We start from the raw sequence: 16,147 nt of genomic DNA, 5'->3' as shown, positions 1-16,147 counted from the left end.
AATCTTATATCTCCACAAATCTATAAGTTTCAAATTCTTCATCATACTCTAATTTAAATTGCTTATTATTTTCCTTATTCTTTTCAGTAAATAACAACTCTTCATCTTGTGACCCTGTTTCTTCAAATTTATTTATAAACTCAATAAACTTAATAAAGCGATTTTTATCTTTCTTATTAGGTCTATATCCATTATTTACTTGTGTTAATAATTTATAAAGATTATAATCTACATCTACTTCGTATGATGTTTTTGAATTTTCGCTCTTATATTTTAATTTAAGAGTTTCAATGAACTTTTTAAGATCATCTTCATCATTTTTAGTCAAATTACTTGCATCAACTTTTAACTCAATTTTTTCACTTATTTTATATTTAATTTGATTTTTCCCCATAAATATATTTATATGATCTTTATCAGCTTCTCCATTCCAATTTATAATGCCATCCCTTACATTATTATAAACATTTTTAAGCCTTGCTTTATCGCCTCTATTCCAGTAAAACACTGCATTCATATAATCATCATAAACACGATCCCTTAATGAAAACAAATCTTCTTTTTTACAAATATAATAACTTCTAATAAATAACTTTAACAATTCAAACCTTACTGCATTTTTGGATTCGCTTTCATTGAAATCAATTTCATTTATTTTACCCAGGTATCCTTTTGGGAAGTCTATATATTCTTTAAAGTAATCCAATAAATTTACAGCATTATTAAAATCAATAATAAAATCATCAACTTTCTCATCTCTTACGTTTAATGGATCAATATCATTTAATGCTTCAAATATAAATGATAATTCCTTATGATCAAAAATAATATTGGGCATTAGTGATTTTATGTAATCTTTAATATTAAGCTTTGATATTTTATTTTTAAAAGTAGGCGAATTAACATCAATATATGACCTAGGCACTATTAATTCATACATAAAATTTAGAAGAGCCCTTGTTGAAATTATTATTCTATTTTTAACAATACATTGAACTAATAACTCAACGATAGAATCCTGTACATTCTCTTTTGATAGTAATTCATAATTAGCCTTAATAGGACAACAATCCTTATTTTCACATTGGCTGCAATTTTTCTTATATGAAGCATAAAAGATATTTTTTTCTTGAAAATCTATTTCTAATGAACGCGTTATTTTTTGTATTAAAGATTTAACATAATCAGAATGAACTTTTCCATCTTTTAAAGTAAATATATGATAATCACTGAAATTCACAAATTGAAAAGAATTTTTCTCATCAAAACCGCTATCTTCAATGCTAGTTTCTAATATTTTTTTATCCTGAACAAATTTTTTTAATTTTGTAAATCTTTCACCATACTTAGAATCAATAAAATTATTTAATGTTCCTAAGTTAATAGCTAATATAAATTTTTGATTACTTATATCAATTTTCTCATCACTAAATTCATCTAAAACATCATTAAGTGTATCCATTGATGTTTTTTGGGGTTCTAAACTTTCTGTAGCATCATTATGAAGAGTAAATTTCTTCATAATATCTTGATATTTATTATTGAAATATGATATTATATGCGATTTACCATCACCTACACTGCCACAAACTAAAATCAATTGGGCTTTCTTCGATTCATTAGCTTTAAAGATTAATTCTTCTAAACTGTTCTGTGCATCTCTTACTATATGCATATACTTCTTAAATGGAGTAAATTCACTTAATCCTTCTACTGCTTCTTTAGATGATTCCTTTAATTTAGTTAATTGTTGGACTAAGCATTTTTTATCTGGTTCATCATTTAAAATATCTTCAATAAGTAACCCTGTATAAGCATCATCAATATCCTTTTTATTTTCTACCAAAGTTGATGATATTTCAGAACTACTATGTTCAAGTTCATTGGAACTATTCTCATTCTGTTTGTCCATTAAATCATCCATAGTCCCTTTTACTATTTTAGTTATTGTTTCCAAATCTATTGAGGAACATTTTTCAGTAGATGGCATTGGACTTTTATATGGTAAGGCTTCAAATTTTTGATATATATAAGTTTTAACGAACCAGCATGTAATTTTGTATATATTTCTATGCATATTTAAAGCAACTTCAAGCTCTCCTTCAACATCCGAATGTGCTGCTTTATTCCCTTGTAATCTAACTGCATGAAATAATTTTTCAATATTATCGCTAAAAACGCCTTCAAATTCTAACTTTTTTAATCGTTCAACTTGGGTCATATGATTTAGTAATCCATATCCTTCTAACTTAGCTATTTCTTGAGTTAAATTTTCTACAAAAGTTCTTCCTTTAATTATTGCTGTAGTTGGTGCTACAAATAACGATTCATTTATAGCTCTTATATAATTATTTAAATATCTATATTTTTTATCTAGATAAGCAAAAACGTCTTCTTCCAATACTATCTCATCCTCTCTCGCACTTTGCTTTCTATTTAAATTTTATACTAAATTTTACAAATTACTCTTTTTACATAAAATTTCAAATTATACTGTTATTTTATAACATATTCCTCACTTTAGTAAACTTTTTTTTATAAATTATTAGCAATTTCACTTCTATTATTTAAAAATCACTCATAAAAATATCTGCACTTATCTCCAAATATTCATATTTAATTTCAGTAATTATACCATACAAGAGCTTTCCGCCATCCATAAGCCTTGATATAACCTCATTTTTCGCTCTTGGCACATACCCTAACTTTCTATTTTTAGCATCATATATTTCTATAGCCAAATTATCATATTGATTTTTGGGCTCCCTTTTTAACAACAGCTTGTCTCCTACATTTAGTTCACCCTCTATGTTATGTCCTTCATAATAGTTCAAACCCGCAATCCATATATTTAACAAAAATATCTCATTGGCATAAGGCATGGGTAAATTTCCTGCAGAAAAGGAATTTATGAGGCTTGTCCTTGAAGTATTAAATTTAGTTAAAGCCTTGTTATCCATACTTTACATCCCCTAAAGCTTATTTAAATTCGCTAAGTACAACCTTTAATTTATCTCTATATGTTTTTAATAACTGATTATTTATCTGAATTTCATCAATTTTGTCTTTCACCCACTGGTCATTTGAAATCTCTTTTTCAATTGTGAATGGGAACACTTTCTTTATTTTGTCTATCTTATCCAGGCATTTAAAGATTAAATTCTTTAATTTTTCAACTTTATCTTCTATACTTCCATCTTGTTTATATAATAAATCATCCATATTTTTGTTTTCTACTAAATACATTAAGTTCTCTAATTCTTCTAAATCTCCATTCTTATAAGCTTCACAAACCCTTTGCCACAAAAGTTTGTCCCTTTCATCACATTTATGTATATCCGGATGCAAAAGCTTTATAAGTTTTCTATATAAGCTTTTAAATCTTTTGCTTTCTTCATCAGAAAGCTTTGGTAATTTCATAAATATTTCTGCATCTTTTATCTGCTTGGAAAAAGCATTTACCTTTTCATTCCAAACTCTCAATTCTTCTTTCATAACTTGTTCGATATGTTCTTCTGAAACAACTTCTCCCCTATTTAATGCTGATTGTCTAAGGGATATTTCTTTTTTCAAAGCTCTTATTTCAAAATTTAAGTTCATTCTCTCCATTTCATACTTTCCAATAGAACACATATATTTTGTTTCTATATTTACCTTTTTCACATTTAAAAAAAAATCTTTTTCCTCTATAAGTTTAGAAAGTTGCTCTATCAATGATTTAAGAAGTTTCTTTTTTCTTTCATATTCTATATTAAAGCCTACACTATTCTCTTCCATTTCATCTACTCCTTAAGATAATAATAAAAACAACTCACTAAAATTTTTCTATAAATTATTCTTCATTGATTACTCTTTTTACATAAAATTTCAAATTATACTATTATTTTATAACATATTAATTATTTTTTACAGTAAAAAAATGGAGATAAATACATCTACTATCCCTCCTTACTTCAAAGGTTCTATTTTAAATGGCAGCCACTGTCCAGTACATACGTATAATTATTCTATAAAATTATCACTAGCTTTAAAATATAAAATAATACGAATCCTTAAGATACCTTTCATCATATTTAACTGCCATCTTCCACAACTTATTTTTAACTACATTAATAGAAACTTCCCCTTTCTTATACCTATCAATGCTCCTAAGAAAACTTTCCTTTTCTCTACTATCCACTATATTTTTAAAATATCCCCATACATGCAGTGCAGCATTTATTGAATTACCCGGTATAACTTCCTCTTTCATAGCTTCATCTATATAATTATAAAATTGAACAACAGGGTAATTCTTTTTATCCTTAAGCAAATTTCTTATTTCTAAATAAATTTTAGGTGAACTTTCTAAAACAGTATACTTATACTTGCTCCATTCATTTTCAAGCTTGCTAATTCTTTTATCCCTGGTTATGGAATTTATACATTTTACTGCTGAAAGGTTCTTATCTTTCACTTCAAGCATTATATCTATATCTTCTCTTTCCAAGCTTCCATAAAAATCAACAAATCTATCTACTGCTATAGTATTTGAATGTGAGCCCGTTTTCTTTGAAATATCCTGCTGTGAATAATGGATTTTCTGATATCCATCTTTATCCTTCCATGTATTTTTACATTCATTTATCCAGTACAATTCACTTTTATCATCATTAGATGGATTGATTTCATTATGCAAATTGTCAAAAATAACTGGTATACCTAGCTTTGTTCCTATTTCAATCGCATCATTTATATTATAGGATTTATCATCATTTTCAATAACAAGTCTTCTCTTCACCCTATCATCCAAATTTACATAATTGCTTATAAATCTATTTATTGCTTGCTTCTTGTCATTATAAACTCCACCAATATGAAGCACTATTTTATTCTCTACATTAACTCCGAGGCTATCTAAAACTTTAGAATGATAATTCAAATCTTCCACTGCTCTGCTTACTACATCTTTATTTGGAGAATTAAGCACAGTATATTGTCCAGGATGCATTGAAACCCTAATATTGTTCTCTCTGATCTTCCTACCAATTTTAGAAAATTCATTAGAGAATATATCCCACCAATGCAGCTTATTTAAAGGACTTGATCCAAAAGATATTAAATCAGAACTAATTCTAAAGAGATGTATACTATTTTTTATGTTATACGCAATCATATTTTCAAGAGATTTCAAATTATGTTCTATTACATCTAATAACTTCTCATCACATACATTTTTAGCATTACAGCTTTTTAAATTAGTATTTAAAACTCCTATAGTTAAACATGCATACCCTATACTCATCCTATCCACATCCCTCTCTCATTGAAACTATAGTACTTTATTTGTCATTTTTTCACCTACTTGCAAGATATATTTAGTTTAGTCATATTAATTACTTATATACCATAGAGTTTCAAATTATACTGCTATTTTGTGAACCCTATGACGGAGACAATGTATTTAAAATAGAAGTTATCCAGAAGTTACCACTGCAAGTGAAGAAGTTGGAAAGTTTATGTTTCCTCCTGGGGGATGATTTTTAATTTTCTTGTCAAATCCTGAAACGCCTACTCAGTCTGCCAAAGCAACTGTTGGTTACGCATGGTGGAAAGAAAAGATAATGTGTTAATAAATATAATAATATAGATGAATTATCTAGTGGCATAGCTACTGTTATGCACAGCATAAGAACTCTAAATTGCTTAAGCTCAAGAGTTCTTATATCTCCCACTTTGATAGAAAAGCAGATATCCCAAATCTTTGATTTGGTGATAGTCGCTTTCACAGAGTGCGTGGGAGTGTTACAGTAGCTGACTTACGGACAATAAATTGGATTAAGGATGACTATATTAGTTGTTCACATAGCCATCCTTATTGTAGACATCGGATAAATAGCAGCAAATCTTGTTCGTTTCACTTTCAATTTTTGAAAAGCGGCAGTTACTTTATATTTCAACTAATCAATATTTATATACTTTGCAAAATTATAAGATATCAATATTCTTTCCATAATTGCTTTTTTATCTTTAAAAAATAAGTTATCTGTATACCATAATAGTTTCATTTTCATCTCCTTTTACAGTAAAAAAATGGAGATAAACAGTAACTCTTCTACAAAAGCTTATAAAACTTCTGAAAGTTAAAACTTATCTCCATTATTATATATTCCTTTAAAATATTATTTTTATTATGTATTCTCTTCCATCTCCACTACTTCCCCAAAAATCTTTAAGTATTTTCTTATATTCATTTGAAACTTTTAAGCCATCACTTCTATTTTTCATACTTACCAAGGTGACATTTACAATTTCATTATTTTCATCTGCTATAGTTACATTAATATCTTCATTCTGCTTGGTTTTTAATAATTCTAAAACATCTGGTGCTCCGTTAATTGGTTTAAAATGCTTTAACCATAATACACTATCACAATGTTTTACTTTATACTCATATATCTTATTGAATTGAATTATTATAGAATCTTCTTTTTTATTTATATTAGACTCTGGATCTGCTGCTCTTTTATATGAATCTTTAATTTTATCTACTGGTAAGGCAATCTGTCCTTCTACAATATCACCAACAAATGTTCCGTTGCCATTATATATTTTATATACAGTATAAGCTGCAATTAATGCATCTAGGAAATCATCCTTATACTTCTTATTTATATTTTGAAGATAATCTCTAATTCCAGTAAAGCCTTGTCCCTCAACAACATTTATTCTCTCATTTATTCCTTTTTCAGTGCTTTTATTGGATAGAAGTTTTCCTGAAAGAACTGTAAAACAAGCATGAGGAAATACTTCAACCATTCCTCTATCTTTCTTTTCATTTAAATTGCTTTCATTTAGTAATTCAAGTCCTTTTTCTTTTAGAATATTGTACGCTTTAAATCCTGTTTCCATCCAAGATAAATAGTTTTTACTTCTTACTATTTCCATAGACGATGGAGTAGAAAATGGATTTATACCTCTTCTCGATAACTCGTACTCTGAAACTTTTTTATTATAATGTCCATTAATTTTTCTACCTAGCTTATTTCTATATACTTCATCATTCATCAAACCTTGATTTAGATTATATGGTGCATCTACTCCTATTAAAGTTATAGGAGTACTCATTATATATTCTTTTAATTCATTTAAAGTCATATTTTTTAATAAATTTATATTGAAATTTTCGTCTATTTCTGCAATTGATAGAATTCTTAAATGTACATCTATTCCACAAAATTTCATTTTCTCTCCTTAAAATTCTCCTATTTGCCATTTCATTTCGAACTACCTCTTAGCAACAGAGATTGTTCATTTCATTACCAATCTCTGTAAGGTGTCTGTTACCTTTCAAAAATTGGAAGCAGAGAGGACAATTTTTGTTATTATTTATTCAATGCTTCATGTTCTTTTATTAATTCTTCATATAACTGTATTGGATTCCATTTTTCATTATTTTGAGTTAAAACAGCTTTAAGCTTGATCCTTACAGATGATTTTTTCAGAGAGAGCAGTAATTGATTTAATTTCATATCTGTAAGATCTGAAATCAAAAGCATTTCATCAGCAAGTTCAGGTCCTTCATACTTTTCCACAGCAGGATCAATATCTTTCTTACCAGCTAAGTAACCAATTGGCTGAAGGTAATCCTCCCTGTCTACTTTTTTAATTTTAATCTTAAGCGGCAATATAGCCTTTATAACACTGTTATATCGAGTTTTATCTGTAAAATTAAACAATAAAATTGTTGGTTTCATATTCTCATCCCTTCTATAAAACTTTTATTGTATATATTCCATTTTTGATATAAAATCTTATCCTTATTTATAATATCATTCATGTGTAATCATCACCAAATTTACTTCTTCAGAATTCCTAAATTAATACCTAAAATAGTATCCTACATATAAAAATTGTATAGCAGTTTCACATAAATTACTATACAATTTTTACTATTTACAATTTAAATATACTTATTCACCCCGTCCACCATATGAATATTCAGCTAACTTAAATAACTTTTCTAAACTTACCTAATGTAAAAATATAAAACATCCCATAAATTACAATGAAAGTTACAACACTTATAGCTGTAGTCAATAGTAAATTGCAATCCATTAACCTGCTTAATATCACTATACCAAATGAACTGTGAATTACACCTACAAGCAAAGGCAAGATGAAATATACTGCTGTTTGTTTTGAAATGGTGCTTTTCAGTTCTCTTTCTGTCATTCCAATTTTTAATAAAATCTTATATTTTTCCTTGTCCATATAAGCTTCACTTAAAATTTTAAAGTGAATAATACTTCCTGTAGCTACTACAAAAACCAATGCTAAAAAACATCCCATAAAGAAAATAACTCCATAAGCTTCATACCCAGATCTATATTTTTGAGCATAAGAATATAAATTATTGTCTAAAACTCTTATAGTTCTTAACTTTGCAGACAAATCTAATGTATTTTTCTGATCATTTACTATAATTCCGTAAAATTTGCTTTCCTTAAAATTCCCCTTCATAGCTTCATAATCTTTATCATTTACTACTAAACAAGGATCATTTATTATTCCACCAAATAAGGGTGTTTTTAAATCCATTTTCACATTATATTTTAAATTGTTAATCTCAATGTTTTTTATTTTACTTGCTTGTACAAGGGTTTTAGGTCTTTGTACATAAATTACCTCACCGCTTTTAAGTTCTGATTTTTGTAAAATTCCTTCTGCATCTTTAACCTTTAAATCTTTTGTTATCTTTTTAAAGTCAGAAGCTTTAACTACCATAAATTCATCTTCTGAAAAATTCTCATCAGTTTTGGACTTATTTACAAAAATAAAATTTACTTTTTCCTTTAATAAAATATTGTGATTTGCTGAAGTAATATACTTATTAACTTTAGGTTCAATTTCATCTCCTGTGTTGCCATCTAATATATAAGTAAAAGAATAAGGAAGATCTAATTCTATATTGGTATTATATTTAATTGAAGCTGCTGTCCCTAAGGCTGTAATTGCTGATGCAATCAAAATAGCAATAGTTGCAAGGGTCTTGTAATTTTCTTTAATTCTAAAAACAATATTGGATATGCTTACAATGTTTGTACCATTATATAAAATTTGTTTTTTATCTAAAATATATCTCATTATCATTGAAAAAAAAGAACCAAAAAGCCAGTAAGTTGCAAAAATAATCATTATAGTTATAATAGGAACGCTGCCAATTACCGCTAATTTGGGCAAGCTTATGCACATACCATATGCTATTAAAATTATTATGATTGAAGCTGCTGCTTTAAATTTACTTAACTTAGGAAGCCCTTCCTGCTTTCTTGAAGCATTAAATAAATCTATTAATTTACTTCTTACTATATTAAAATAACCTAAAACTGAAATTATAAAAAATATAATTAAAAATGTAATAATTGTTTCAATCAACGCATGTACTGATATAAAAAAGTTTATTTTCACATCTAAAAAAGCAACTTTGCATAAAATCATTATAAATAGTTTTGAAAATAATATTCCAACAAAACTGCCAATGACTATAGATAGAAGTCCTTGCAAAAATCCTTCTAAGGCATAAATTAATCCTATTTTATAATTATCAATGCCCATAAAAGCATAAATTCCTATTTCCTTTTTCTTTTGCTTTAGAAAAAAGGAATTTGAATACCAAATGAAAAATACTAAAAATACAAGAAGTAACACTGCTGTTGAAGTTGATGCAGATCTAACAATATTCATAATTTCATTAATTTGAACAATTTGTGGATTATCATTTAAAGCTATAAAATTATAATAAACTGCCACAGAAAAAATCATTGCCATAAGGTTTAAGGCATAAGTTTTTATATTATGTTTAAAATTATTGTAGGCTATACTAAAGGAGTTCATTAACTGCACCTCCCAAAGCGGCCAGCATTTCAATTATTCTTTGGAAAAATTCCTTTCTTGATTCATTTTTATCAATTCTGGCATGAATTTTTCCATCTTTTATAAATAATATTCTCTTGCAGTAACTTGCTGCAAAAGCATCATGAGTTACCATTATCACTGTTTTATTTAATTTTTCATTCATACTGCTCAAGCATTGAAGCAGTTCTGCAGAAGATTTGGAGTCTAAAGCTCCTGTAGGCTCATCTGCAAATATTACGGAAGGCTCTGTTATCAAAGCCCTTGCTGCTGCTGTTCTCTGCTTTTGTCCTCCTGAAAGCTCATATGGATAATTTTTCAAGTGTGTATCAATTCCAAAAAACTCACTTAATTGTTTCACCTTATTTTGTATTTTCTTATGATTTACCTTGGATAATGCTAAAGGCAGTGCTATATTGTCTTCTACAGTCATAGTGTCCAGCAAATTAAAATCTTGAAAAATAAAACCTATCTTATCCCGTCTAAATAATGACAGTTCTTTATTTTTTAATTGGGTTATATCCTTACCATTAAATATAATATTTCCCGTGGTTGGCACATCTATAGTTGAAAGCAAATTTAACAAAGTAGTTTTACCTGCTCCAGAAGGGCCCATAATCCCTAAGAATTCACCTTCCTCTACCTTAAGATTAATACCATGAAGTGCTGTAAAAGCCACTGCTTTTGAACCATATATTTTTCCTAAATCCTTAGTTTCTATTACTGTACTCATTTTATCTACCCCCTTTAATTATATAATCCATTACAGGATCAACATTATTTATATAATCCTTTATAGATGCTGTTATTTCTTTATCTGGAATAAATTCAGAATCGTCATTATCATAATTATTAAAGTGCTTTGTTGAATACTTTATAGTTAATCCCGAATTTGGAAGCTTAAATTTTTTAACTTCACCATAATGGTTAGGTTTTCCTGATGTAGGTTCACCAACAAAAATTGCTTTAGTATTTTTCTTTAAATCTATAACATTTAATACTGCAGATGAAAAAGTCTTTCTACCTATAATGACATAAATCTTTCCATTTTGATTCATCTTGCTTTTTGATATTTTCTTAATGAAATCATTTAATATTGTTGAAACCCCTCCTCCATTATTTCTCAAATCTATAACAAGCTTTTGCACATCTTCTTTATTAATTACATCCATAAGTTCTTTAGAAAATTGTTTAAAGCTTTTTTGCTGCATCTCAGAGCATTGATTATAACTAAAATAAATTACTTTACTGTCTTTTAAATATTCATACCAATAAGCTTTATCTTGATTTTTCATGTACAAAGGAGTCTTCTCTCCTTCTTTTCCTTTACCAATTACAGCATTAAATACTGTATCCCCACTTAATGGTTTTAAATTCACATCTGATGCTTTCCCGTTACTGTCTTCAAAAGTAAATTTACAGCTGTCCATATTTTCTATGATATTAAGTCCATGAAGTACTGAGGGCATTGCAATATAATAACCTATCTGGCTTTTTATACCCTGTTCGTTATCATGAGAAATTACTTGTGAAACACTTTTAATTACCTCTTCTATAGGTTTATCATTAATTTTTACCAGCTTATTGTACTTGATTTGACTGTACTCATCTGTTGTATTAATAACATAAAGCCCACCATCATTAAACCAATACAAATCCAAAGGGAACATTTTTTCTGAACTTATGTTAGTACCCGTATGACCATCACCAATAGAAGTCATTATTTTGTTTATACCCATTTGAATTTGATCGTCATTCATTTTATTTAGAGACTTCTTTAAACCTTCAATTTCACTGTTGAACTGCTCCTTACTTAATTTAAAGAATAAATTCTTATGTTTTTTAGGAAGCTCCTCTTTAAGATAATCCAAATCCTTCTGCCAGGCTTCTACCCTATCACCACTTTTACAAACATACTTGCTGCTGTTATCACATCCTGAAAAAGCAAACATTATACTTATCATTAATACAGCTGCTATTTTTCTTTTTATTTTAAGCATAAGCTTATTTTCCTCCTTGTAATATACTTTAAGGGGCCTCCTTAATCCTATATATTAATTTTAATCTTTTTATTTTTTCTTCTCCATCACATTACATGACATTTTAAAGTGTTATGTGACATTTTCGTAACCTTAAGTATTTTTAAGCAAGAAAAAAAAGCATGAGCATTAAGCTCATACCTTAAAATAATCAGATAATTTATAAAAAGTTATAATAAATTCTGTATAGTTTCCAGCTTGTGAAACAGCTTTTATATCATGATTTAGCTTTTCAGCCATTTTTTTAGAAAAGTATAATCCCATTCCTGTTGATTTTCCATTTTTTCTTCCGTTACTTCCTGTATAGCCTTTATCAAATACCCTGGATATGTCTTTAGGCAATATTCCTATTCCATTATCTCTTACACATAATCTTATAGTTTTTTCATCTTCTTCACAATAAATTTCCACTATTCCATTTTCACCCACATATTTGCAAGCATTATTTAAAACTTGCTCTAATATATAAGAAAGCCACTTTTTATCTGTTAACACGTTAAATTCTAATTTCTTTAATCTTAAATCTATCTTTTTGGAAATGAAAAAAAATGCATTCTTTTTAACAGCCTCATTTACTACTTGCTTTATATTTACTTCATTTATTAGAAGATCCTGTGAGTAACTAGATGCTCTGCCTGCATAAAGTACCTGCTCAACTAAAAACTTTATTCTTGCAAGTTCACCTCTTAAACTTTCAGGAATATCACTATTTGTATCAACAGTATCTTCTAGCTTGTCCAATATTAATTCACATACTGAAATAGGGATTTTTATTTCATGAACCCATTTTGTTATATATTCATTTAACTCATCAAGTTCTTCTTTTAACTCATTTACATTTTCATAAAGTTCCTTGTTTTTTAATTTTATTGTATCTTTAATAAGCTTTGCTTCAAAAACATCATCTTTAGCAATTAATAAGTCTACACTTTTCCCCTGCATCAACCCTTCATAAAAATCTTTATAGCGTTCTTTCCACTTTTTATATCTAAATATTAAAAAGAATATAGAAACACAAAAAACTAAAATATTCATGTATATAACATCATACATAATCTTTGAAAATTCTGTGGTTCCTATTAATACTAAATTAACTATTGTGATTATAATAATGAAATGTATAATTGCCCATATAGACTTTTTCAAATATACTTTTAAACTCATAATATTACATATCCTTGTCCTTTTTTAGTTTCTATAAAATCCTTAATGCCTATGTCTTCAAGCCTTTTTCTAAGCCTATTTACATTTACAGTTAATGTATTATCATTAATAAAAGTATCATCATCCCACAAAATTCTCATAATCCTATCTCTTGATATTATCTTTCCTATATTTTTCATCAAAAGAAGCAGTATTTTTAATTCATTTTTTGTCAATTCTATTTTGTTTTCATTATAAGATAAGGTACTGTCATTTATATTTAAAATAACCCCCCTACACTCAAGTACATCTCCTAAATTTTCTCCATAAGAATATGTTCGCCTAAGCATGGCGTGAAGCTTAGTCACCAATATATCTATAGAAAATGGTTTTGTAACAAAATCATCTCCACCCATTTGTACTGCCATTATTATATCCATATTTGTGTTTCTTGAGGATAAAAATATGATTGGTACCTTTGATATTTCTCTTATTTTTTGACACCAGTAAAATCCATCAAAGCAAGGTAAGTTTATATCCATAATGACTAGTTCAGGTTTATTTTGTACAAATTCATTAAGTATATCTTCAAAGTTTTTAACTTTAACAGGATTAAAGCCCCACTTTAAAAGAGCTTCTTGTATTTCTTTGCAAAGTTTTAAATCATCCTCTACTGTCATTATTTTATACATGCTTTCACCTCAATGTTATAAATATTGTATTTTCCATTTCCTACGCCTCAGAAATCATTACTTCCTTCTTTACAAAGATGCTTTAAAACATAAAAAACAATTTCTTACTTTATTATATCCTACAACTCAGCCTATTTAAACAAATACTCACATAAAAAGAACTATAAATAGAGCACATAATAATCTAAGTTACACATTACTGCCTGATTAATAATGGAATAAGCATTGAGCCAGAAACATCAAAAGCACACAAGAGAATTTTTTCAGATGAAACCATTACAAGTTGTGATGTAGAGTAAAAGAAGTTTTAGTTCATCAGATATTTTTAACTAGTTATATGGTATAATTCTGCTATAGCGCAATTTGAATCCATATTTATGTTCAGACTAATTGTTAAAATAACTATATTTTCATAATAAAATTATTATAATATAAATTTTTCTTTTGCAGTGCTATAATACTGCTTGGCTTAATCAGAAAGAAGGGATAGAATTTATGAGTATCAATATTTTGGTTGTAGACGATGAGCAGTCCATAGCTGACCTAATTGAAGTTTATTTAAAAAATGAGGGTTTTACAATATACAAATTTTATAACGGTCAAGACGCGCTTCGGTGTGTTGAGTCGGAACAGTTAGAGCTTGCGATACTTGATGTCATGCTGCCAGATATTGATGGCTTTACTATCTGCCAGAAAATTAGGGAAAAACATAATTTTCCGGTTATCATGCTGACAGCTAAAGAAGAAGAAATTGATAAGATTACCGGACTAACATTAGGTGCGGACGACTATATCACTAAACCATTTCGCCCTTTGGAACTTGTTGCCCGTGTAAAGGCACAGCTCCGGAGATTTACCAAATATAATTCTGGAGAACCGAACCAAGAAGAACAGTTGATTGCCTTTTCCGGCTTGGTATTGGACATGAATACCCATGAATGTACTTTGAATGAGAAAAAGCTATCTCTCACTCCTACAGAGTTTTCAATTCTTTGGGTTCTTTGTTCCAATCGCGGACGAGTTATAAGCTCAGAAGAATTGTTCCATGAGGTATGGGGAGACAAGTATTTCACCAATAGCAATAATACGGTAATGGTTCATATTCGGCATTTAAGGGAAAAATTGCACGACAGTGCGGAACATCCTAAATATATAAAAACGGTATGGGGGATTGGCTATAAAATTGAAAATTAAAAGAGATAAAATAAGGAATGATTATACAAAATTAAAAAGCAAAGTATTTTTTCAAATGTTTTTGATTACAGTTGCCGCTGCTGTGGCTGTTTATCTATTGCGCCATATACTGCGTGGACATATTGGAGATCGTATCGTTGGATATTTAGTCAAAGCCTTTCAGTTTAAAAATTCGGACGCACAAGAAATCTATCAGTTGGTGATTCGCAATAATATAGAAATGATCCTTTTTGTTGTAATCCTAATATTTTTATTAGTTATCCTCTTTAGATTTTCTGTTTTTTGGTTCACAAAATATTTTGATGAAATCAGCGCTGGAATGGATAAACTTACTGAGGAATCTAATGCGAAAATTACATTATCACCGGAATTGGATTTTATGGAAAATAAGATAAATCAGATAAAAAACAACTTGGAAAAACAAAAGAAAGCTGCACTTAATGCTGAGCAGCGAAAAAATGATTTGGTAGTTTACTTAGCTCATGATATAAAGACACCTTTGACTTCCGTTATAGGGTACTTAAGTCTTCTAGATGAAGCTCCTGATATGCCTCTTAAACAGAAGGCAAAATATGTGGGTGTCACTTTGGAAAAAGCTTATCGATTAGAACAGCTTATAAATGAGTTTTTTGAGATCACAAGATTTAATCTTCAAACTATTGTTCTAAACAAAGAAAAAATCAATTTACTTTTCATGCTCCAGCAGATGGCAGATGAATTTTATCCAATGCTGACTCCACAGGAAAAGCAGGTGTCCGTCAATGTGCCTGACGATCTCACTCTGTGTGGAGATGCAGACAAACTGGCTCGTGTGTTCAACAACATTCTAAAAAATGCGATAGCCTATAGCTATGAAAACAGCATCATTAATATTTCTGCTAAACAGCAAGACAAAAATACTATAATAACTTTTACTAACCAGGGGAATCCTATTCCGAAGGAAAAACTTGAAACTATTTTTGAAAAGTTTTATAGATTAGATTCTGCACGTTCCACAAACACTGGTGGAGCAGGGCTAGGTTTGGCAATAGCACAAGAAATTGTTACAGCTCATAATGGAACAATCTCTGTGGAAAGCAACTCAGAAAATACTACATTTACAGTAAAGCTTCCGTCTTAATAAAATCTTAAGACGTTCATAAGATAAATTTCCAATATAGCTCCTTATTCTGTGTTTAAATAATA

General features: G+C 28.6%; 13 protein-coding genes. 2 read left to right on the top strand and 11 right to left on the bottom strand.

What is annotated here, in order from left to right; translation table 11 throughout:
• Positions 1-4 precede the first annotated feature (4 nt).
• From dptF to CLJU_RS07060, 11 genes are all read right to left on the bottom strand, one after another.
• Positions 5-2,401, bottom strand: a complete 2,397-nt coding sequence (gene dptF, locus CLJU_RS07110; protein WP_013238114.1) for a DNA phosphorothioation-dependent restriction protein DptF — start codon at positions 2,399-2,401, stop codon at positions 5-7.
• Between the two features lie 166 nt (positions 2,402-2,567).
• Entirely contained in the window at positions 2,568-2,960 is a 393-nt protein-coding gene (locus CLJU_RS07105; protein WP_013238113.1) for an HIRAN domain-containing protein, read from the bottom strand.
• A 19-nt stretch (positions 2,961-2,979) separates the two neighbouring features.
• On the bottom strand, positions 2,980-3,777 hold the full coding sequence (locus CLJU_RS07100) for a J domain-containing protein (RefSeq protein WP_013238112.1): 798 nt from the start codon (positions 3,775-3,777) through the stop codon (positions 2,980-2,982).
• A gap of 250 nt (positions 3,778-4,027) precedes the next feature.
• The gene (uvsE, locus tag CLJU_RS07095; protein WP_013238111.1) at positions 4,028-5,284 is read right to left on the bottom strand and encodes a UV DNA damage repair endonuclease UvsE; all 1,257 of its coding nucleotides are present in this window, start codon (positions 5,282-5,284) and stop codon (positions 4,028-4,030) included.
• An 869-nt stretch (positions 5,285-6,153) separates the two neighbouring features.
• Entirely contained in the window at positions 6,154-7,224 is a 1,071-nt protein-coding gene (locus CLJU_RS07090) for a DUF429 domain-containing protein (RefSeq protein ID WP_013238110.1), read from the bottom strand.
• Between the two features lie 140 nt (positions 7,225-7,364).
• Positions 7,365-7,736, bottom strand: coding sequence for a DUF3783 domain-containing protein (locus CLJU_RS07085; RefSeq protein ID WP_013238109.1), 372 nt, complete (start codon positions 7,734-7,736; stop codon positions 7,365-7,367).
• 253 nt (positions 7,737-7,989) lie between these two features.
• Positions 7,990-9,876 carry an FtsX-like permease family protein gene (locus CLJU_RS07080; protein WP_041705069.1) on the bottom strand — a complete coding sequence of 629 codons (1,887 nt, stop codon included), beginning with the start codon at positions 9,874-9,876 and terminating at the stop codon, positions 7,990-7,992.
• A complete protein-coding gene (locus CLJU_RS07075; protein ID WP_013238107.1) occupies positions 9,863-10,627 on the bottom strand; it encodes an ABC transporter ATP-binding protein in 765 nt (254 codons plus the stop codon). The genes CLJU_RS07080 and CLJU_RS07075 overlap by 14 nt, the downstream gene beginning before the upstream one ends.
• A 1-nt stretch (position 10,628) precedes the next feature.
• Entirely contained in the window at positions 10,629-11,894 is a 1,266-nt protein-coding gene (locus CLJU_RS07070; protein ID WP_013238106.1) for a S41 family peptidase, read from the bottom strand.
• Between the two features lie 174 nt (positions 11,895-12,068).
• Positions 12,069-13,097: a sensor histidine kinase gene (locus CLJU_RS07065; RefSeq protein ID WP_013238105.1), complete on the bottom strand. Its 1,029-nt coding sequence runs from the start codon at positions 13,095-13,097 to the stop codon at positions 12,069-12,071.
• Complete coding sequence (locus tag CLJU_RS07060; protein ID WP_013238104.1) at positions 13,094-13,768, bottom strand: response regulator transcription factor; 675 nt, start codon at positions 13,766-13,768, stop codon at positions 13,094-13,096. Before CLJU_RS07060 ends, CLJU_RS07065 begins: the two co-directional genes overlap by 4 nt.
• Before the next feature lie 495 nt (positions 13,769-14,263).
• Here CLJU_RS07060 and vanR point away from each other — a divergent pair, with 495 nt between their 5' ends.
• Positions 14,264-14,962 (top strand): VanR-ABDEGLN family response regulator transcription factor, encoded by a 699-nt coding sequence (gene vanR / locus CLJU_RS07055; protein WP_013238103.1) that lies wholly within the window; start codon positions 14,264-14,266, stop codon positions 14,960-14,962.
• On the top strand, positions 14,940-16,082 hold the full coding sequence (vanS, locus tag CLJU_RS07050) for a vancomycin resistance histidine kinase VanS (RefSeq protein WP_406540988.1): 1,143 nt from the start codon (positions 14,940-14,942) through the stop codon (positions 16,080-16,082). Before vanR ends, vanS begins: the two co-directional genes overlap by 23 nt.
• Positions 16,083-16,147 lie beyond the last annotated feature (65 nt).

The organism is Clostridium ljungdahlii DSM 13528 (assembly GCF_000143685.1).
In the GTDB taxonomy this organism is placed as follows: domain Bacteria; phylum Bacillota; class Clostridia; order Clostridiales; family Clostridiaceae; genus Clostridium_B; species Clostridium_B ljungdahlii.
The sequence above is the reverse complement of the archived record's forward strand: the minus strand, read 5'-3'. Positions and strand labels throughout refer to the sequence as shown.